This window comes from Kitasatospora sp. NPDC094019 (assembly GCF_044764505.1).
Classification (GTDB): Bacteria; Actinomycetota; Actinomycetes; order Streptomycetales; family Streptomycetaceae; genus Kitasatospora.
Map to the genome: position 1 here is coordinate 145790 of NZ_JBIWIF010000015.1, position 18889 is coordinate 164678.

An 18889-nucleotide genomic window follows, 5' to 3' on the forward strand; every position below is an offset into this window, starting at 1 on the left:
GCCGCCGGAGGGCCCCGGGGGAACGGGGAGACGAGGAGGCGGGGGCGGACCGTCAGGGCGTGCCGGTGGTGGGCGTCGGCGGGGTGGGGCGGTCGTCGAGGAGGGCCTGGCCGAGCGGGGTGAGGGCGTGACGGACGCCCGGGCCGGAGCGTTCGGTGGTCAGCAGGCCCGCGGAGCGCAGAACGGTGGCATGGTGGCTCGCGGTGGCGGCCGAGGTGCCGATGCGGCGCGCGAGTTCGGCCGTGCCCGCCGGGTCGGCCACCGCCCGCAGGGTGCGGGCGCGGGTGGCGCCGAGCAGGGCGACGAGCGCGCCGTCGGGCTCCACCGAGGCGGCGGCCGCGGCCGCCCACACCGTCCGGTAGGTGGCCAGGTCGCGGGCCAGCGGGTAGTGCAGCACCACCGGGTAGTCCGGGCCCCGGTTGTCCGTCAGGACGATCGGCTCGGGCCAGAAGAAAGTGGGGACCAGCAGCATCCCGGCACCCCGCAGATCGAGGTCCGCGTCGACCGGACAGGGCACCGACAGCACCGGCGACTCCCAGCGCACGTCCGGGTGCAGCGTGCCGAGCAGGCCGTCCAGTCCGGTGTCGACGGCGGCCATCGCCCGCCCGGTGCGCTCGGTGTGGGTGGCAGCCAGCAGCTGCGACCAGTACGGCGCCACCGCGAAGGCGTGGTACTCACGGAGCCTGCGCTGGACCAGACCGCGCCACTCCCGGTCGCCCCGGTGCAGCTCCCGGACCCAGCGGGGCGCCGTCGGGCGCAGGTACTCCAGCGCGGACAGGTCCGCCGCCCACAGCTGCCGGGGCAACGACCAGGTCTGTTCGAGGCTGTCCGCCAGGCTGCCGGTGCCCACGTGCAGGAACGCCTCCGGCGCCTCCGTCGCGCCCGCCGCGGTCGCCAGCTCGAACAGCACCCGCAGTTCGGGGCGCAGGCGTTTACGGGTTCTGCTGCGCCACCCCTCCAGTGCCACGCCGCCCACGTCGCGGGTCTGCACCAGCGACAGGCTCAGTACGGTCTCCGCGAGCGGGTCGGGTGCCCGCGCGATCCGTACCCTGGTCAGGTCGTCGTGGGTGAAGCGGATACGCAGCAATCCGGTCCTTCCGTCGGCTTCCCCGGCGAGGCGCGGCGGCGGTGGTGGTGCTCCGGTCCCGCCCCGTCCCCCGATCGGGTGACCGACACCGCCGCGTCTCGCGCCCACCGTATGCGGCCCCGACCGGCCGGACGGGGGCGTTGCCCGGCTCTGACCGGTTCGTGGCACGGCGCGGACATTGCGACGCCCGAATTCGATGGCACCCGAAGGGCCTTGGGCGGAACGCTTCCGGACCCCGAGACTGGCGGCCGAGGCGCCCCGGCCGGGGCGTCCGGGCCACCAGACCGGGAGTGCACCGATCATGCGATCCAGCCGCCAGTCCCCCGTCCGCCCCGCTCTCCGCCCCGCCGTCCGCTCCGCCGTCGTCGCCGGGTCGGTGCTCGCCGCCGCCGCCGTGCTGGCCGCGCCCGCGCAGGCGGCGCCGGTGCTGCACGGCTACGCCAATGTCGCGGCGGGCAAGTGCCTCGACATCCGGGGCGACTCCACCGCGGACGGCGCGCTGCTCCAGGAGTTCAGCTGCAAGAACGCCTCGAACCAGCGGTTCTGGACCGACACCGACACCGCCGACGGATACACCGAGATCCGGGTGCAGAGGTCCGGGCTCTGTCTCGAACCGACCGGCGCGCACCCCGGCAGCGTGGTCCTCCAGCGCGCGTGCACCGGTGCGGCCGGCCAGCGCTGGGAGGTCCTCCCGAAGGGGCCCGGCGGAGTGGTGCTCCGGCACCCGGCGACCGGCCAGTGCCTGAACGACTACGCCTCCGGCGTCGGCAGCGAGCGCACCGCCAACATGTGGACGTGCCTCGACAACGCCTGGCAGACGTGGACGGTGCGCTGACCCCGGTGCGGCGCATCCCGCCGGGGCGGCCCCGGCGGGGTGCGCCGGGGCCGCCCCGGGGGTCGGGCGGCGGCGCCCGGGGTCAGACGGCCGCGCCCGGGGCGGCGGTGGCGCCCGCCTGGACGCCCAGGGTGCGTTCCGCCTTGGCGACGGCCGCGCGGTAGTAGAGCGAGGCGAGCTGGGACTCGCCGGACTCGCGCTGGAAGTACCCGTAGGAGAGGGCGACGTCGCCGAGGCGCTCGACCCCGAGGTAGCCGTTGAGCCGGACACCGGCGAGGGTGCCGTCGAGGCGGACGGCGGGGGCGTCGGCGCGGTCGCCGAGGGCGATCGGGGACACCGAGAAGGTCACGGCCGCACCGGTGTCGTCGGTGAAGGTGATGCTGTGGCAGTCGGCGAACGCGGCGCCGACGGTGGCGAAGTCGGCGTCCAGCCGGGACGCCTCCTCGGCGGTGAGGGACTCGGTGATCATCGGGTTTCCGTCCGGACCGTCGAACTGCGCCTCCTGGTGCGGTCCTTGGGCGGAGGCGCCGGCCGGGTTCCGGTTCAGCAGCGCGCGCAGGGCGTCGCAGCCCGCCACCGGGGAGGCGTCGGCCTCCGGGGAGGGGTTCGGGTCCGCCGGGATCTCGGTGAAGTCGGGGCCGAGCTCGGCGGCGGTCAGCAGGGCGGCCCGGAGCCGCTCGTCGGTCGGCAGCCGGGGTACCGACGCCGTCCGCGCGGTGTCGGCGGTCCCGGTGGAGGCGGACCCGGACTCGGAGGCGTAGGCGAAGGCCGGTGCCAGCTGGGCGGTGCCGAGGGTCAGCACGAGGGCGACGGCCGCCGCGGTGAGCGCGGGGAGAGGTCTCGGGAGGGACATACGGGCCCCCGATCGATGAGGTCGGGCAGGGACAGGCGTCCAGTCTCCCACCGGCCCCCGGGGAGCGCCCGCCCGGAGCACGGAAGCGCAGGTCAGGAGGGGTTTTCCGACCCCTCGACCGACCGGACCCCGGCTGCGGGGCCCGGAGCCGGAGGCAGGGCCGGGGCCGGGGGCAGGCTCTCGACGGTCTCGGCGAGCCACCGCACCCAGAAGGACTCCAGCCCGACACCGGCCCGCAGCACCGCGTACTGGAGCGGATCGGCCCCGTCCCCCTCCCCCGCCGGGAAGTCGCGGCGCCCGATCGCCTCGTAGTGGGCCAACTGGGCCCGGTGCAGGTCGAGGTGGCGGCGCAGCTCCGCGTCGAGCCCGGCCGTGCCGACCACGGCGGCGGCGCGGAGCCGCAGCAGCAGCGGGTCGCGGATCGGTCGGGGGTCGTCCTCGGCGCCCGTCCAGCGCGCCAGTTCGGCGCGTCCGGCGGGCAGCACCTCGTACTCCTTCTTCTGCCCGCGCACCGGACCGGACTGCGGGAGCGCCCGGATCAGCCCGGTGGTCTCCAGCCGGCCCAGCTCGCGGTAGATCTGCTGGTGGGTGGCGGACCAGAAGAAACCGATCGACCTGTCGAACCGCCGGGTCAGCTCCAGCCCCGAGGACGGCTGCTCCAGCAGGGCGGTGAGGATGGCGTGCGGCAGCGACATGGCACCGATCCTAGGGGGCCGCCCCGCGCGGCCGTGGTGGCTCGTGCGGGGCGGTGTCCCGGGGGCGGCACCCCGGGCTCAGAGCGCGGCGGCCAGCTCGGTGCCCTGCTTGATGGCGCGCTTGGCGTCGAGTTCGGCGGCCTGGTCGGCGCCGCCGATCAGGTGCGGGGTGACGCCCAGGGCGCGCAGGGCGGCGTCGAGGTCGCGGCGCGGCTCCTGGCCGGTGCACAGCACCACGGTGTCGACCGGCAGCAGCTGCGGCTCGCCGTCGACGGTGACGTGCAGACCGGCGTCGTCGATCCGGTCGTAGGTCGCGCCGGCGACCATGGTGACGCCGCGGTGCTTGAGCTCGGTGCGGTGGATCCAGCCGGTGGTCTTCCCGAGCCCGGCGCCGACCTTGGTGGTGCGGCGCTGGAACAGGTGGACCCGGCGCGGCGGCTCGGGCCGTTCGGGGCGGGCCAGGCCGCCGCGCTCGGTGTAGTCCCCGTCGATGCCCCAGTGCCGACGGTGCACGGCCGGGTCGAGGCTCGGCGCGTCGCCCGCGTCGGTGAGGAACTCGGCGACGTCGAAGCCGATGCCGCCCGCGCCGAGGATCGCGACCCGCTCGCCCACCACCGCGCCGTCGCGCAGCACGTCGAGGTAGCCGAGCACGCTGGGGTGGTCGACGCCGGGCAGATCGTCGGGACCGGGGACGCGCGGGGTGACGCCGGTGGCGAGCACGATCTCGTCGAAGCCCTCGGCGGCGAGCGCGGCCGCGTCGACCCGGGCGCCGAGCCGCAGTTCCACGCCGAGCTCGTCCAGTCGGTGGCGGTAGTAGCGCAGGGTCTCCGCGAACTCCTCCTTGCCGGGGATCCGGCGGGCGATGTCGAGCTGCCCGCCGACGGTGGCGGCGGCGTCGAACAGGGTCACCCGGTGGCCGCGCTCGGCGGCGGTGACGGCGCAGGCGAGGCCGGCCGGTCCGGCGCCGACGACGCCGATCCGCCCGGCCCGCCGGGTCGGCGAGAGCACCAGCTCGGTCTCGTGGCAGGCGCGCGGGTTGACCAGGCAGGAGGTGATCCGCCCGCTGAAGGTGTGGTCCAGGCACGCCTGGTTGCAGCCGATGCAGGTGTTGACGGCCTCGGGGCGACCCGCGGCGGCCTTGGCGACGAAGTCCGGGTCGGCGAGCAGCGGACGGGCGAGCGAGACCAGGTCGGCGCAGCCGTCGGCGAGCAGCCGCTCGGCCAGTTCGGGGGTGTTGATCCGGTTGGTGGCGACCAGTGGCACGGACACCGAGCCCATGACCCGCTCGGTCACCCAGGCCCAGGCGCCGCGCGGCACCGAGGTGGCGATGGTGGGGATGCGCGCCTCGTGCCAGCCGATGCCGGTGTTGATGATGGTGGCGCCGGCCGCCTCGACCGCCTGGGCGAGCAGGACCACCTCGTCCAGGGTGGAGCCGCCGGGGACGAGGTCGAGCATGGAGAGCCGGTAGACCAGGATGAAGTCCGGTCCGACCCGTTCGCGGACCCGGCGGACGATCTCGACCGGGAAGCGCATCCGGTTCTCGTAGCAGCCGCCCCACTCGTCCTCGCGGTGGTTGGTGGCGGCGGCGACGAACTCGTTGATCAGGTAGCCCTCGGAGCCCATGATCTCGACGCCGTCGTAGCCGGCCCGGTGGGCGAGTTCGGCGCAGCGGGCGAAGTCCTCGACGGTGGCCTCGACCTCGTCGGCGGTGAGGGCGCGGGGCGGGAACGGGCTGATCGGGGCCTGCACGGCGCTGGGGGCGACCAGGGCGGGGTGGTAGGCGTAGCGGCCGAAGTGCAGGATCTGGAGGGCGATCCGGCCGCCGGCGGCGTGCACGGCGTCGGTGACGACGCGGTGGCGGTCCGCCTCCTCCTCGGTGGTGAGCTTGGCGCCGCCGTCCCAGGGGCGGCCGGCCTCGTTGGGGGCGATGCCGCCGGTGACGATGAGGCCGACGCCGCCGCGGGCGCGTTCGGCGTAGAAGGCGGCCATCCGCTCGAAGCCGTTCTCGGCCTCCTCCAGGCCGACGTGCATGGAGCCCATGATCACGCGGTTGGGGAGGGTGGTGAAGCCGAGGTCGAGCGGGCGCAGCAGGTGCGGGTAGGGCGGCGGCGGGGTGCTGGCGGTCGTCGTCATCGCGGCTTCTCCTGGCGGCGGGGGCGGGGCGGGCCGGTGGCAGGCCGGGGCCGGGGCGGGCCCGGCCGCCGGGTGGGTGGCCACCACACGGTAGGCGAGCCCGAGCACGCTATGCAACCAGTTGCATAGGTGATTCAGGGAACACCTCGGGATCATCACTGACGGGCCGTCAGCCCACGGCGTATGGTCGTCGGGGACGACGGACGGGGCCGCGGGCGCCCCGGCGAGGAGGGGAGCGATCGTGCGGGGTGGATCGGTCGCCGTGGTCGGCGGCAGCATCGCGGGAAGCGCGTTCGCCCGGGCGGCCGCCCGGGGCGGCGCCGAGCGAGTCACCGTGCTGGAACGCAGCCCGGGTCACCTGGAGGACCGCGGGGTGGGCCTGTGCGTCGTGCTGGAGCGCTACGACGAACTGGTCCTGGCCGGCCACCTGGACGACGGCATCCGCCACCATCCGCTCACCACCCGGCACTGGGTGACCAAGGACCCGGCGGGCACCCCGCGCGGGCGGGCGCTGTGGGTGCAGCCGCTGGCAATGCACTCCTTCCACTGGGGCGTGCTGTGGCAGGGGTTGCGCGAACGCACGCCCGAGCGGGTGGAGTTCCGCCCCGGGACGGCCGTCACGGCGGCCGGCGGCACCGGCCCGGGCGACACCGGCCCCGGCGGCACCGGCCCCGGCGGGTCGGCCTGGGTGGAGACGGCGGACGGCGGGCGCGAACCGTACGACCTGGTGGTGGGCGCCGACGGGCACCGGTCGGTGGTGCGCGCCGCCGTCTGCCCGCAGGCCCGGGCCGAGTACGCCGGGTACGTCGCCTGGCGCGGCAGCTTCGACGCCCGGCTGCTCGACCGGCTCCCGGGCGGCGCGGCGCACTGGCCCGAGGCGGAGGTGATCACCGCCTGCTACCCCGGCGGCCAGGTCGTGCTCTATCGGATCCCGGGGCTGACGCCCGGCACCACCCTGGTGAACTGGGTCTTCTACGCCCCCGCGCCCGACTGGCTGCGGACCGCGGGCGGCACCGACCCGCTCGGCTTCGCGGTCGGCTCGCTCGACTCCGCCCGCCACGGCGACCTCTCCGCCCTCGCCGAGCGCGTCCTGCCGCCGTACTGGGCCGGCGTGGTCGGCCTGACACCGGTCGGGCGGATCCTGCTCCAGCCGATCCACGACCTGGAGACCCCCCGCCGCACCGCCGGGCGCCTGCTGCTCGCCGGGGACGCCGCGACCCTCGTCCGCCCGCACACCACCAGTGGCGCGGCGAAGGCGCTGCAGGACGCCTGCGCCTTCGAGGACGCCTGGCGGGCGGCCGAGGACTGGGCCGACCTGCTGCCCGGCTACGACCGCGAGCGCGGTGCGGCGGGGCGGGCGCTGGTGCGGCTCAGCCGACGGCTCGGGCGGGCGCAGGTCACCGGGGCGCCGGACTGGTCGGCCGTCGACGGGCCGGCGATGGCCGCGTGGTGGCGCGACCAGCTGGGCGCCTCGGGCGGGTTCGGGGGAATGGCGCTGGAGCGCGGGGCGGACCCGCGGGGGCCGGAAGCGCGCTGACCGGGGGCCGACCACCGGGCGGCGACCCGCTCGGTCGACCGCCCGGTGGCCCGTTCAGGTGCTCCCGGCGCCCCGGGCATCCGCTGTCGGACGATGTCAGACGTTGACGCCGTAGTCGGTCGCGATGCCGCGCAGGCCGGAGGCGTAGCCCTGGCCGATCGCGCGGAACTTCCACTCGGCACCGTTGCGGTACAGCTCGCCGAAGACCATCGCCGTCTCGGTGGAGGCGTCCTCGGTGAGGTCGTACCGGGCCAGCTCCTGGCCGTTCGCCTGGTTGACGATCCGGATGAAGGCGTTGCGCACCTGGCCGAAGCTCTGGAACCGGGCGTCGGCGTCGTAGATCGACACCGGGAAGACCACCTTGGCCACGTCGGCCGGGACACCGGCCAGGTCGACCTTGATCTGCTCGTCGTCGCCGTCGCCGCCGCCGGTCAGGTTGTCGCCGCTGTGCTCGACCGAACCGTCCGGGCTGCGCAGGTTGTTGAAGAAGACGAAGTGCTGGTCCGAGACCACCTTGCCGAGCGCGTTGCAGAGCAGCGCGCTCGCGTCCAGGTCGTAGTCGGCGCCGGTGGTGGTGCGGACGTCCCAGCCGAGTCCGACGATGACGGCCGTCAGGCCCGGCGCCTCCTTGGTCAGCGAGACGTTGCCGCCCTTGGCCAGCGAAACTCCCACGATTGCCCTCCTCGGTTGCTCTCCCTGCCAAACGAATCTACAGCACTGTAGAGATCACGAGAATCCGTCGGCCGACACATCCGCCGATCCGGTCGGACCGCCCTCCGGCCCGCTCTCCGGCCCAACGGCCGCTCCACCGGCCGTTCCACCGGCCGTTCCACCGGCCGTTCCACCGGCCGCGACATCGGGCAGCAGCCGGACCCGACGGGACAGCAGCTCGACGAACGCCGCCGTCAGCGCGTCCGGCCTGGTCCTGGTGTACGCCACCAGCGGCCGCCGCACCGGCGGTTCGGGGCGGCGGACCACGCCGTCGAATCCGGGCGGCACAATGTTCGCGGGCACCAGCGCCGGGCCCAGCCCGGCGGCCGCGAGCAGCGGCGCCGCCGCCGTCTGCTCGGTGCGCACCGCCACCCCGGGCCGGAACCCGGCCTCCGCGCAGGCCGCGTCGAGCACGTCCGCCAGGCCGTTGCCGGGGGCGTAGTGCACCCAGTCGCACCCGGCCAGGGCCGCCAGCGGCACCGGGGCGTCCTCCGGCTCCTCCGCCCCCTCCGGCCCGTCAGCCCCTCCGGACGGGAGCACCAGGACGAACTCCTCCGTCCCCAGCTCCCGGATCGGCCCCTCCCAGCCGGTCGGCAGCGGTCCCACCGCCACGTCCGCCTGACCCGCCGTCATCGCCGCCCGGAGGTCCTCGGTGTGCGCGAACTCCCGCAGCCGGATCCGCACCTCCGGGTGCGCCGCCCGCCAGGCCCGCAGCACCGGCGGCAGCAGGCCCAGGCTCACCGAGTACACCGTCGCCAACTCCAGCTCCCCGCCAGCCAGTCCGGCCGCGCTCAGCGCCGCCGCCCGCAGCCGCTCGGCGTCCGCCAGCGCGGCCCGCGCGTGCGGCAGCACCGCCCGCCCCATCGGCGTCGGCCGCACCGCCCGCGGCAGCCGCTCCAGCAGCCGCCCGCCGACGGCCTTCTCCAGTGCCCGCACCTGGTGCGACAACGCCGGCTGGGTGACGTGCAGCAGCTCGGCGGCACGGGTGAAGGACCCGGTGTCGACGACGGTCACCAGGTACTCGAACTGTCGGAGCGTGGTCATGCAGACAGTTTATGGAAGACTTAGAAAACAAGTCTTGGACGCATCATGCCTGGTCGGAACAGGCTTGCCCCATGACCGACAGCACTCTCCCCCTCGCCTCCCGCCGCGTCGTCGTGATCGGCGCCGGCTCCCGCACCGGCCGCGCCCTCGCCCACGCCGCGTCCGCCGCCGGGGCCGAACTCGTCCTGGCCGGCCCCGACCCGCGCAAGCTGGAGTGGACCGCCGGCGAACTCCCCGGCCCCGCCCGCACCGTCCCCGTCGACCTCGCCGACGAGGCGTCCGTCGCCGCCCTCGCGGCCGCCACCGGCCGCTTCGACCACCTGGTCTCCACCGCCGCCATGCCCGCCAACGGTCCGCTCGCCGAACTCGAACTCGCCGACATCCACCGGGCGTTCGCCGCCAAGGTCTACGGCCCGCTGCTGCTCGCCAAGCACCTCGCCCCGCAGGCCGCCACCGACACCCCCGACGGCGCCTCCTTCACCTTCTTCTCCGGCGTCGCCGCCTGGCGCCCGGCCCCCGCCCGTACCGTGATGGCGACCACCAACGGCGCGCTCGCCTTCCTGGTCCAGGCGCTCGCGGTCGAGATCGCCCCGGTCCGGGTCAACGCCGTCTCCCCCGGCATCGTCGACACCGGCGCCTGGGACGGCCTGGGCCCCGGCAAGGCCGACTTCCTGCGCTCCGTCGCCGAACGCAACCCGGCCCGCCGCACCGGCACCGTCGACGACCTGGTCGGCGCCGTCCGGTTCGCCATGACCAGCCCCTTCGTCACCGGCACGGTGCTGCACGTCGACGGCGGCGGCCGCCTGGCCTGAGCCCCCGACGTCGAAAACGGGACCGGGACCGGAAAACGGTCGGTGCCGTGGGCGGCTGCAGCCGCCCACGGCACCGGTCCTTCCTCACTCGGTCCCGCGCTCCGTCAGGACGAACCCCTTCCCTTCCGGGCGAGGGCCCGCCGCTCCCACGGCGACACCTCGGCGGTGACACGCCGCGTGTCCTGCCAGACCCCCTGCGAGGTGGAAACCCCCAGGGTCAACCAGGTGCCGTCACCGGACGCGGTGACCTCGATCCGCTCATGGACGACCGCGTCGACGAACTCAAGGACGGCCGGGACCGGAACGGCCTCGAAGACGTAGCCGTCACAGAGCACCCGCGCCTTGTCCTGGCCTTCGGCCAGGGACACGCAGAACTCCTGCCCCGCCACCGAGTCCGCCCACGCGTCGACGATGCGGGGCGCGTCCATCACGGGCACCGCCTCGACCGACACGAACAGGCCGGACGCCGTCATCTCCTCGACGAACGCGTCGATCACCGTCGGTCCACCTTTCCTCTCTCCGTCATCGCCAGGTCACCGGCGGGTAGTTGCGCTGGCGGCCGGGGCGCCATGGTCCGAACCCGACGTCCACCTTCTTACCAGCGACCTTGAGCCGGAAGACGGTGCGCGCGTTGGACTTGCGGTGGCTCTTCACCAGGCCCGCGTCCCTCGTGGTGGCGACGCTCCAGCCGGCGGACCAGCGGGCATCCCGCCCGCCCCGGTTCAGCAGGCCGGCCTTCCTGGCCCCCGAGTGGACATCGCCGAACAGCTTCGACTTCGCGCCGATCACCGGCATGCTGTACGCCCGGATCGCCATCTTCGAACGCGAGATCTTGATCAGGCGCGGATTCGGGGTCGCCTTGACCGCGGCCTTGACGGCCCTGGCCGCCTTGACCGTGTGGACGGCCGACACAGCCGCCTTGACGACCGGTCCGGCCCCGACCGTGGCCGCGACCGCGGTGACCGCCATCTCGGCGGCCTTCGCCCAGTTGCCGGTGGCCGCGTAGGAGACCGCGGAGACGACGGCCGATATCGTGCCGATCGGACCCGGGATGTTGGATGCCACCTCGGCGACCTTGGCGACCACCTCCACCGTCTTCTTCAGCCACTTGGGCATGCCCCAGTTGCCGTCGAGGTCGGTGCAGTTGACCGGGTCGCCGGTGCAGTAGTCGTAGGCGCTGGCGTTGCCGCCGGGCACCGGGTCGACCTGGAGGAAGCGGCCGAGGGCCGGGCTGTAGAGCCGGGCACCCATCAGGATGTCGCCGTCCTGCGCCTCGGCGGAGCGCTGCTTGCCGCCGAGCCAGCCGTAACGGACCCCGGCCTGGCCGTCCTGCGGGATGCCGAACTCGTCGAAGTCCAGCACCACCGGCCTGGTCAGCGCGGTGTCGGTGACGAGCACCACCGAGCCGAACAGGTTGGTCAGCTGGAGCTGGACGTCACCGGTCCTGCTCGTGGTTGCCACGAGGTCGGCGTCGGGGCCGGACACGTTGCGGGTCAGGGTGCCCTGGGTGGTGTCCTCGACGGTCCAGCGGACCTCGTCGGAGTCGTCACCGTAGTGGTTCAGCTTCGACGCGGCGCCGGCCCAGGAGCCGTCGGCCTGCTTCTTGCTGGTGGTGAACGCGGTCAGGCGGTGGGCGGCGTCGACGGCCCACTCCTGCTTGGTGTCCCCCTTCTCCTGGGCGGCGACGCGGTCGTTCGCCCAGTAGGTGTTGGTCGCGCCGGTCGCGGTCTTCACCGTGCGCCCGAAGGCGTCGTAGGTGAAGCCGGGGTCGGTGAGGCGGTCGGCGCTGTCGTAGGTGTGGTTCTCCGCCGTGGCCCCGGCCGTGCTGCACTCGCCGGCCGCCCCGCGCGGGGAGGTCTGCTTGGACAGGCGGTTGGAGTGGACGTCGAAGGCGTACTGGCGGGTGACGCAGCCGGTGGCGACCGTGGACTGCTCGGCCTTCACCAGCCGGCCCAGCCGGTCGTAGTGGTAGGTACGGGTGGCGGTGGAGCTGGTGTCCTTGGCCACCTGGCCCTGGGTGGACATGTCGGTGCTCTGGGCCCAGACCACCTTGTTGTCGCTGGTGCGGGTGTAGGTGCGGCCGGTGGCCTCACCGACCGCGTTGGTGGTGTCCTTTCGGACGATGCCACCGGGGTAGGTCTGCTCGACCAGTTGGCCGTCCGGGCCGTACTTGGCGGTGAACTCGCCGGCCACGCTGTCGTTGACCGAAGTGACCAGTCCGCGCGGCTCCTTGGCGCGGTCGTAGGTGTAGGCGGTGGACCCGGTCGGGTCGGTGACCTTGACCGGCTTGCCGAACCGGTCGAACTCCGTGGTGGTCGTGGCACCGTCGGCGTCCGTGTAGGAGAGCAGTCGGCCGAGCTGGTCCAGGACGCGCACGAGCGACTTGCCGCCCGCCGTCGTCCTCACGCTGTCGCCGGTGGCCGGGTCGTACTCGGTGGTGACCTTCGGCAGCGGCTTGCCCTCGTCCGAGGTGATCTCGGTCGAGGTGATCCGGTCGGCGCCGTCGTACGTGACGACGGTCTTCCGGGACTTGCCCGCGTTGGTCTCGGTGGTCTCCTCCGGCTCGCCGAACGGCGAGTAGCGGGTGACCCGCTTGACCGACAGGGTGGTCGGCATCCGGGTGCCGTCGGCACCCGTGATCGCGCCGCCCGGCAGGGTCACACAGGGCAGACCCGCCCACTCGGGCCGGTTGGCGCATGCCGCGTCGTCCGGGTTGGCGCCGGCGGTGTAGAACACCGACTTGACGGTGCCGGCGTCGCCGCCGTCGGAGCCCGCCTTGCGGGACTCCAGCGCGTGGCCCTGCGCGTCGTACTTGACGGTGGCCGTCGGCTTACTGCCGAGCGCGTCGGTGGTGACCGAGGTGGGCTTCTTCAGCGTCCAGCCGGCGGTGCCACCGAGCGGCGCGTCGTAACCGGTCCTGGTGACCCGTACCTCGGCGTCGTCGGCGTAGCCCTCGACGCGGGCGCCGTCGGTGCTGGTGGTGACCAGGTGGTACGCCTGGCCGTCGGGCCTCCCCTCGTCGTAGGTGTTGGTGTTGTGGTCGCGTGCGACGACCGACGCGCCGGCGGCGAGGGTCGGGTTGAGGGTGGCCTTGGTCAGTGTGACGGTGTCGATACCGGTGTGGTAGCGGGCGCCGGTGCTGGCCGGGTTGGCGTCGACGACGGTGATCCGGAGCTCGTGGTCACCGCGGGCGAGCCGGACCGCCTGGCCGGTCGCGTACGGGACGACGGCCGGGTCGGCGGACCAGGTGTCGATCGGCTGGCCGACGTTCTTCCCGTCGATCGCGAACTGCACGATGCCGTGGTCGCTGTACTTGGTCAGCTGCCCGGAGAGCAGGTAGTCGCCCTCCTCCGGCACCTTGACGCGCACGGCGTCGAACGCGCCCGCAGCGGTGGGCCTGATGCTCAGGTGGGCACCACCGGACCAGGTGAGGCCGCAGCAGTCGGTGTCGATCTGGGTCGGCGCGGTGCCGCCGAGCTGCGGGAGCTTCTCGGCCTCCGAGAACACGGTGACCGGGGTGCTCTGGCCGACCACCTGCTCGGCGAGCGAGGCGCGGTACACCGGACCGAGCGTTTCGACGACGTCGAGGCCGTCCGCGCTGTAGGTGGTGCGCGAGTCCAGCAGCCGGGCCCGGGACTTGGTGATCTCGGCCTTGCGGGCCTTCTGCTCGTCGGTCAGGTTCGCGACGAGCAGTTCGGCCGGGATCTGCGGCAAGCCCAGTTCGGCCGTGAACCGGTCCCACTCGGGGTGGGTGCCGAGCACGACGGTGCGGTTGGTGGCCTCCAGCGAGCGCACGACGTGGCCGTAGCGGTCGTACTCCTTGGTGTCGATGTCGCCACCCGGAGTGACCGACGGGCTGGCCGTGTTGACCTCGTTGCCGTTGGCGTTGAGGTAGTGGACGACGGCCGGCTTGTAACCGTCCCGGCCCGGCTTGGCCGCGGTGGCGCTGTTGGTGCCCGGGTCGTCCTCGGGGCCGAACACGGCGGTGGCGTCGGTGGGCGCGTCCAGCTGCCCCCACGTGGCCACGTCCGAACCGCCCAGATCGTACGGGCCGCCCGTACCGCGAGTGAGCGGCACGTCGTAGAGCAGGTTGGTCGCGACCTCACCGGCGACCTGGTCCTTCGACCCCTGGGCCAGGGTGGCACGGCGGACCTTCAGCAGGCGTCCCGGGTCCTGGTCGGCCGCGGCCCTGCCGTAGTCGAAGTTCCACGGCAGCTCGCCGGACGGGGTGATCCGGGTGACCCGGCCCTCGGTGTCGTAGCCGTACGTGGTCTTCAGCGGCTGCGCCAGGCGCGGGTCCCAGACCTGGGCGATGCGGCCCTTGTCGTCGTACGCGTAGTGGGCGACCTCGACGGCCGCCTGCTGGGAGGTGGCCGGGTTCCACGACCACACCTTGACCGCCTTGACGCGGTCCGGGTAGTCACCCGGCGTGGTGCCCGTGGCGGTGAGGGCCCTGGCGTACTCGTACTCCATGACCTCGCAGCCGCGCGGCAGCGGGTCGACCGAGCAGTGCTTGAGGTCGTCGACGCCGGGCTCGACCGGCGGGATGACGCGCTTGACCAGCGAACGGCCGTCGGCGGTGTCGTACTGGTAGCGGGTGGTCGAAGCCGCCTGGGGGCCGCTGTCGCTGACCACCTGGTAGATGTTCGAACCGGCCTGCTGCGCGAACACCGTCCTCGAACCGTCCAGCTCGGACAGCTCGTAGGTGGTGCCGGCGGTCTGGACGTTCCAGAGCTGGTTCGGACCGGCCCAGCAGACCCAGACCGAAGCACCCTTGTCGGCGTCCAGGCACTTGTTCGAGTGGCCGTTCACCACCATGCCGTCGGTGCGGACCTCCCACTGCTGGTTGATGCCGCCGTTGCAGCTCCAGAGCATCATCCGGGTGCCGTTGTCGACCTGACCCAGCGGGTTGTCCAGGCAGTAGCCCAGCAGCCGCAGGGTCAGGCCGTCGCCGCGCGTCCACTGCTGGTTCGCCGCGCCGGTGCAGGGCGCCGGCTGCAGCCCGGCACCGTCGCCGACCGCGCCGTTCGGGGCCTCCAGGCACTGGCCGGTGCTGCTGAGCACGATCGCGCCCGCGGTCGCCGGGACGGCCTTCAGGGCGAGCGACTCGGCGCCCGGCTCCGGGAAGAACGTGCCGTCGGTGCCCTTGGCGAAGGTCAGCGAGGTGTCGTCGTTGCCCTTGATCTCGACCAGGTCGGACTGCGGGAACGACAGCGAGCGGTAGTCCGAACCGGCACCCGCGTCGGGGCCGCCGGCCCACTGCGGGCCGAACGGGGCGACGATCTCCTTCATCGAGATGTCGTCGAAGAAGACCTGCTTGTCCGCCGCGGTGAAGCCGTTGTAGAGGCGGAAGAACGCCTCGGTCGCGTCGGCGGGGACGGCCAGATCCACGCTCAGCTGCTGCCAGCCGTCGGTGAAGCCGGCCTTGGACGAGGTGGTCTTGGTGTAGCCGGCCGGGGTCTTGACGAAGCCGGCGAGGCGCAGGCCGCGGTCACCGAAGTCCGGGTTCAGGCCGGTGGAGCCCGGCACGTAGATCCAGCCGGTGAGGCGGTAGGTGCGGCCCGGCTTCATGCCGAGCGCCATGGTGTTGTCCGGGCCGACACCCGCGTAGGAGTCGATCTGCCCGGCCTGGCCGGTCGGCGTGATCAGCAGCGAGTCGGTCGAACTGTCGTGGCCGCGGACCGTGGAACGCGACAGCGACGCCAGGCCGGCCGAGAAGCCGTTGGTGTCGGTGCCCACCTGGCGCTGGTTGGCGCTCAGGCGCTCGCCCTGCGGCTGCCAGCCGCGGCCGAGGTCGCGCGAAGAGGTGGTGCGGGCCACCGACATGCCGAACTCGTCGGCGTCCGTGACATCGCTGGAGTAGTCACCGGTGAGCAGGTTGACCGAGCCCGGACCGACGTCGGCGCTCGCGGCGCCGTCGGCGTTGCGGTCGACCGTGATGGTGTTCCAGACGGTGGTGTAGCCGTTGCCGGAGCCGTCCTCGGGGAACAGCTTGGCGCGGACCTGGACGACACCGCCGACGTTGCCGAGGGTGTCGAGCACGCTCCAGTTGGCGTGCGGGCCGAGGTCCGCCAGCCGGGGCCGGTCCTCGCCGACCGGGGTGTTGTCGGCCTTGGTCAGGTTGACCCGCGGGACGGCGTACTCGGTGGCTCCGGGGCCGCGGCGGTACTCGTAGACCACGCGCTTGAACTGCGCCTGGGCGTCCACGGCCAGCTTGACGCGCTTGGCGGACTGGCTGCCGTTGACCGGCGAGCTCAGACCGGCCTGGCCGACCTGGAAGGTGTAGGTGGTCGGCGGGGACAGGTTGCCCGCGCGGTCCTTGGCCTGCACGCTGAGTACGCGCCGGCCCTCGGTGGTCGGGGTGATCGACGTGGTCAGCGTGGCGCCCGAGTTGACGGTGACGGCGGTGCCGCCGTCCAGCGTGTAGACGTACGCGGTCACGTCGTCCGTCCCGGCCGGGGCCGAGAAGGTGAACGAACCGGCCTGGTTGGCCGCGCCGTGCCACAGCCCGTCCGACGGGTAGTCGGCGGAGGTCACGAACGGCGCGCCCGGCTTGGTGGTGTCGACCACGAACTGCGTGGTCACCCAGTTGGAACGGGACTTGCCGTCGTCCAGCATCGAGGAGATCGAGTACTGCACACCTTCGTCGAGCTTCGGCAGCCCGAAGTCGGACGCCCGGACGGACGCGACCGAGCCGTTCGGGGTGTCCCTCTGGATGGAGCCGATGAAGGTGCCGCCGCGCCACAGGTCGAAGAAGACCTTGACCGCGTCACCGTCGTCGTCCGCCGCCTGCGCCAGGAAGCGCGGGTTGGCGTCCGACACGTACTTCGGGGTGCCCGGCTGGGACGGCTGGATGTCCACCGACGCCGGGGTGGCAGGCACGGTGTTGTAGGTGATCGACAGGAACGGGGAGTGCTCGCCCTCGGAGGACTCGAACCGCTTCCAGGTGTAGGAGTCGTTCTCGTCCGCCGCCTTGAGACCCAGCGCGTACGTACCCGCACCCATCCCGGACCAGTCCCGCACCAGGTTGGTGACGTCGGCCTTCACCCAGTAGGTGCCACCCTCGCCGAGGCAGTCGTGGGTGTCGCCGTCGTTCGGCACGTCACGGGTCTCGCTGGAGACCGCGTAGCGGTTGATCATGCCGGGCTGGTTGCCCCAGCGGTTGCCCGTGTCCGCGTACTGGGCGGACCAGACCTCCCACTGCTTCTGCAGGCAGGAGGAGGAGTGGAAGTTCGCCAGGTACAGCTTGGCGTCCAGGATCTGCTTGCCGTTGAAGTCGCCACCGGGGAAGTGGATGAACGAACGGGCCTTGGTGGCACCGCCGTTGTACGTCCCCAGCTTCAACTCCGTGGAGGAGGAGTTGTCGGTGTTCTCGCCGGTGTGCACGTACGTGTCGAAGTTCGCCTCGACGTTGACCACCGGGTCGACCGTCACGGGGAACTGCGTCCTCACGTCGGCCAGGAAGGCCGCGTCGGGGGTGAACACCAACTCGGCGTCCCCCCCGCTGCCACGCAGCTCCATGCGGACGGGTGCGCGGTTGAGGTGTTCGCCCGAACGCTCGTCCACCGAGGCGTCCCACATGACCGGCGCCGGGATCCTGACGGCCACCTTGCCGTCGGCGCCCAGCAGATGGATCGCGCCGTCGGGCTGCCCGGCCACCTGGTAGCCGGTGGTGTCGATCGGCAGCGTGAGCGTGCCGGCCTGGGAGACCGCGCTGCGGTCCTTGACGATCAGGTACTGCTCGAAGCCGGTCCGGGTCGCCTCCAGGAGGAGGTCCACACCGGGGCGGGCGTCGACGTACGTGGCCTTGTTGCCGGACAGCTTGGGCTTGGGCAGTCGGCCCAGCCAGCCGAACTCGACCTGGCGGTCCCCGGAGCCGATCGTGACCAGCGGGCGCTCGGCGGGCTTGGGCTCGGGCTCGGGCTTGGGCTCGGACTTGGACTCGGGCTTGGGCTCGGGCTCCTGCTCGGACTTGGACTCGGACTCCTGCGTGGGGTCCGGCGCGGGTTCCTGCTTGGGCTCCTGGATGGGCTCCTGCGTGGGCTCGGCGGCCGGCTTGCCCTCGGTCGGGGCACCGGCGCGCGCCGCGCTGCGGGAAGCGTGCTCGGTGGGCACCGGCGCACCGGCGGCGGGGAGGCTGTCGCCCACCGTCACCCCGGCGTCGCCGCCCTCGAAGACCAGCCCCTCCGGGTGGGCCTTCGGCGCGACCTTGCCGTCCGGCGTCTGGACGAGGGTGGTGTCGACCGGGACCCACGCCTCGCCGACCTTCATCCGGATCGGACCGGTCGACCGCTCCGAGGTCAGCGTCCCTTCGGGGTTCGCCCACAGGGTGGTGAACTCGGTGCGGGCCTTGGTGACCTCGATCCGCTTGCCCTGAAGACGGGCCGCCAGCAGTGCCGACGCCTCGTCAGGGGCCTCGGTGGACGGTGCGGCCGGGGTGGCCGGCGCCTGTGGTGCGGGCGCCCTGCCCGCCTGGGGCGACGCCAGGGCGTCGGCGACGACACCGGCCTGCACCAGCAGACCGAGCGTCAGCACGGTGGATATTCGGCGTATCCAGCGCATGGAAAAGGCCCCGCCGGTGGAACCGGGCGAGGCCGAGAATCGTGGTGTCATCAGGACTCTCTCGAATAGTGACAGGTCATCAGACGGCTCCGTTCGGAGCCTGGGAAAACCTCTCACCTCACGCGAACTCTCCGCCGCAACCCCGGATGACAATCATGTAACAGATCGCCTACGTAGCGTTATTTCGGCATGCTTTCTGCATGAAGGAGATGATCATGACATTCACCCTGATCACCCCACCGCGAGGGGAATTCACCCGAATCGCGACGTACACTGACCGTGACTCGGGGGGCACCACCGGAGGTCTCCCATGCGCCAGCGGCACAGCTTCCATCTCGACCGGGGCGGGCACTCCGTCACGGTGAACGTGCGGTCCGGGTGGATCACCGAGACCGAGGTACTGGTGGACGGCAAGGAGGTGGCCTTCCACCGCGTCCACGGGCACGGGGCCTACCCGCTGGTGCTCGCCGCGCAGCTGCCCGAGGAGCCGCCGCGGCCGCTGTCCGTCCGGCTGGAGCGGACGGGCGCGCCGGAACGGCCGCTCGGCTGCACACTGGAGCTCGGCACGGACGTGCAGCCGATGGCGGAACGGACCGGGTGAGTCCGGGTCCGTGTCCGTG

12 protein-coding genes are annotated in these 18889 nt (G+C 73.1%); 4 read left to right on the forward strand and 8 right to left on the reverse strand.

Annotated features, from left to right (window positions below; all coding sequences use genetic code 11):
- Positions 1 to 52: 52 nt before the first annotated feature.
- Positions 53 to 1087, reverse strand: coding sequence for an ArsR/SmtB family transcription factor (locus ACIQ9P_RS29045; RefSeq protein WP_402362384.1), 1035 nt, complete (start codon positions 1085 to 1087; stop codon positions 53 to 55).
- Positions 1088 to 1388: 301 nt separating this feature from the next.
- Here ACIQ9P_RS29045 and ACIQ9P_RS29050 point away from each other — a divergent pair, with 301 nt between their 5' ends.
- The gene (locus tag ACIQ9P_RS29050) at positions 1389 to 1922 is read left to right on the forward strand and encodes an RICIN domain-containing protein (RefSeq protein WP_402362387.1); all 534 of its coding nucleotides are present in this window, start codon (positions 1389 to 1391) and stop codon (positions 1920 to 1922) included.
- Positions 1923 to 2004: 82 nt separating this feature from the next.
- Here ACIQ9P_RS29050 and ACIQ9P_RS29055 read toward each other — a convergent pair whose 3' ends face one another.
- The 3 genes from ACIQ9P_RS29055 to ACIQ9P_RS29065 all read right to left on the reverse strand — a co-directional run bounded on the left by ACIQ9P_RS29055 (position 2005) and on the right by ACIQ9P_RS29065 (position 5603).
- Positions 2005 to 2775 (reverse strand): hypothetical protein, encoded by a 771-nt coding sequence (locus tag ACIQ9P_RS29055; protein ID WP_402362390.1) that lies wholly within the window; start codon positions 2773 to 2775, stop codon positions 2005 to 2007.
- 92 nt (positions 2776 to 2867) lie between these two features.
- The gene (locus tag ACIQ9P_RS29060; RefSeq protein WP_402362393.1) at positions 2868 to 3470 is read right to left on the reverse strand and encodes a PadR family transcriptional regulator; all 603 of its coding nucleotides are present in this window, start codon (positions 3468 to 3470) and stop codon (positions 2868 to 2870) included.
- A 78-nt stretch (positions 3471 to 3548) separates the two neighbouring features.
- Positions 3549 to 5603 carry an FAD-dependent oxidoreductase gene (locus tag ACIQ9P_RS29065; protein ID WP_402362396.1) on the reverse strand — a complete coding sequence of 685 codons (2055 nt, stop codon included), beginning with the start codon at positions 5601 to 5603 and terminating at the stop codon, positions 3549 to 3551.
- Between the two features lie 241 nt (positions 5604 to 5844).
- Between ACIQ9P_RS29065 and ACIQ9P_RS29070 the strand changes: the two genes are divergently transcribed.
- On the forward strand, positions 5845 to 7140 hold the full coding sequence (locus tag ACIQ9P_RS29070) for an FAD-dependent monooxygenase (RefSeq protein ID WP_402362399.1): 1296 nt from the start codon (positions 5845 to 5847) through the stop codon (positions 7138 to 7140).
- Between the two features lie 96 nt (positions 7141 to 7236).
- Here the strand turns inward: ACIQ9P_RS29070 and ACIQ9P_RS29075 are convergent, their stop codons facing one another.
- Both ACIQ9P_RS29075 and ACIQ9P_RS29080 read right to left on the reverse strand, forming a co-directional pair.
- The gene (locus tag ACIQ9P_RS29075) at positions 7237 to 7812 is read right to left on the reverse strand and encodes a TerD family protein (protein WP_402362402.1); all 576 of its coding nucleotides are present in this window, start codon (positions 7810 to 7812) and stop codon (positions 7237 to 7239) included.
- Positions 7813 to 7866: 54 nt separating this feature from the next.
- Entirely contained in the window at positions 7867 to 8895 is a 1029-nt protein-coding gene (locus ACIQ9P_RS29080; protein ID WP_402362405.1) for a LysR substrate-binding domain-containing protein, read from the reverse strand.
- A gap of 71 nt (positions 8896 to 8966) precedes the next feature.
- On the opposite strand from ACIQ9P_RS29080, the gene ACIQ9P_RS29085 reads away from it, so the two are divergent.
- A complete protein-coding gene (locus ACIQ9P_RS29085; RefSeq protein ID WP_402362408.1) occupies positions 8967 to 9707 on the forward strand; it encodes an SDR family oxidoreductase in 741 nt (246 codons plus the stop codon).
- Positions 9708 to 9811: 104 nt separating this feature from the next.
- Here the strand turns inward: ACIQ9P_RS29085 and ACIQ9P_RS29090 are convergent, their stop codons facing one another.
- Both ACIQ9P_RS29090 and ACIQ9P_RS29095 read right to left on the reverse strand, forming a co-directional pair.
- Positions 9812 to 10204: a hypothetical protein gene (locus ACIQ9P_RS29090; protein ID WP_402362411.1), complete on the reverse strand. Its 393-nt coding sequence runs from the start codon at positions 10202 to 10204 to the stop codon at positions 9812 to 9814.
- 25 nt (positions 10205 to 10229) lie between these two features.
- Complete coding sequence (locus ACIQ9P_RS29095; protein ID WP_402362414.1) at positions 10230 to 18269, reverse strand: DNRLRE domain-containing protein; 8040 nt, start codon at positions 18267 to 18269, stop codon at positions 10230 to 10232.
- Between the two features lie 310 nt (positions 18270 to 18579).
- On the opposite strand from ACIQ9P_RS29095, the gene ACIQ9P_RS29100 reads away from it, so the two are divergent.
- A complete protein-coding gene (locus tag ACIQ9P_RS29100; protein ID WP_402362417.1) occupies positions 18580 to 18870 on the forward strand; it encodes a hypothetical protein in 291 nt (96 codons plus the stop codon).
- Positions 18871 to 18889 lie beyond the last annotated feature (19 nt).

What these genes read in the sequence shown, in the direction of transcription:
- ACIQ9P_RS29065 (WP_402362396.1), bottom strand. Translation starts at nt 5,603, where the DNA reads ATGACGACGACCGCCAGCACCCCGCCGCCGCCCTACCCGCACCTGCTG.
- ACIQ9P_RS29060 (WP_402362393.1), bottom strand. Translation starts at nt 3,470, where the DNA reads ATGTCGCTGCCGCACGCCATCCTCACCGCCCTGCTGGAGCAGCCGTCC.
- ACIQ9P_RS29095 (WP_402362414.1), bottom strand. Translation starts at nt 18,269, where the DNA reads ATGCGCTGGATACGCCGAATATCCACCGTGCTGACGCTCGGTCTGCTG.
- ACIQ9P_RS29050 (WP_402362387.1), top strand. Translation starts at nt 1,389, where the DNA reads ATGCGATCCAGCCGCCAGTCCCCCGTCCGCCCCGCTCTCCGCCCCGCC.
- ACIQ9P_RS29080 (WP_402362405.1), bottom strand. Translation starts at nt 8,895, where the DNA reads ATGACCACGCTCCGACAGTTCGAGTACCTGGTGACCGTCGTCGACACC.
- ACIQ9P_RS29100 (WP_402362417.1), top strand. Translation starts at nt 18,580, where the DNA reads ATGCGCCAGCGGCACAGCTTCCATCTCGACCGGGGCGGGCACTCCGTC.
- ACIQ9P_RS29055 (WP_402362390.1), bottom strand. Translation starts at nt 2,775, where the DNA reads ATGTCCCTCCCGAGACCTCTCCCCGCGCTCACCGCGGCGGCCGTCGCC.
- ACIQ9P_RS29085 (WP_402362408.1), top strand. Translation starts at nt 8,967, where the DNA reads ATGACCGACAGCACTCTCCCCCTCGCCTCCCGCCGCGTCGTCGTGATC.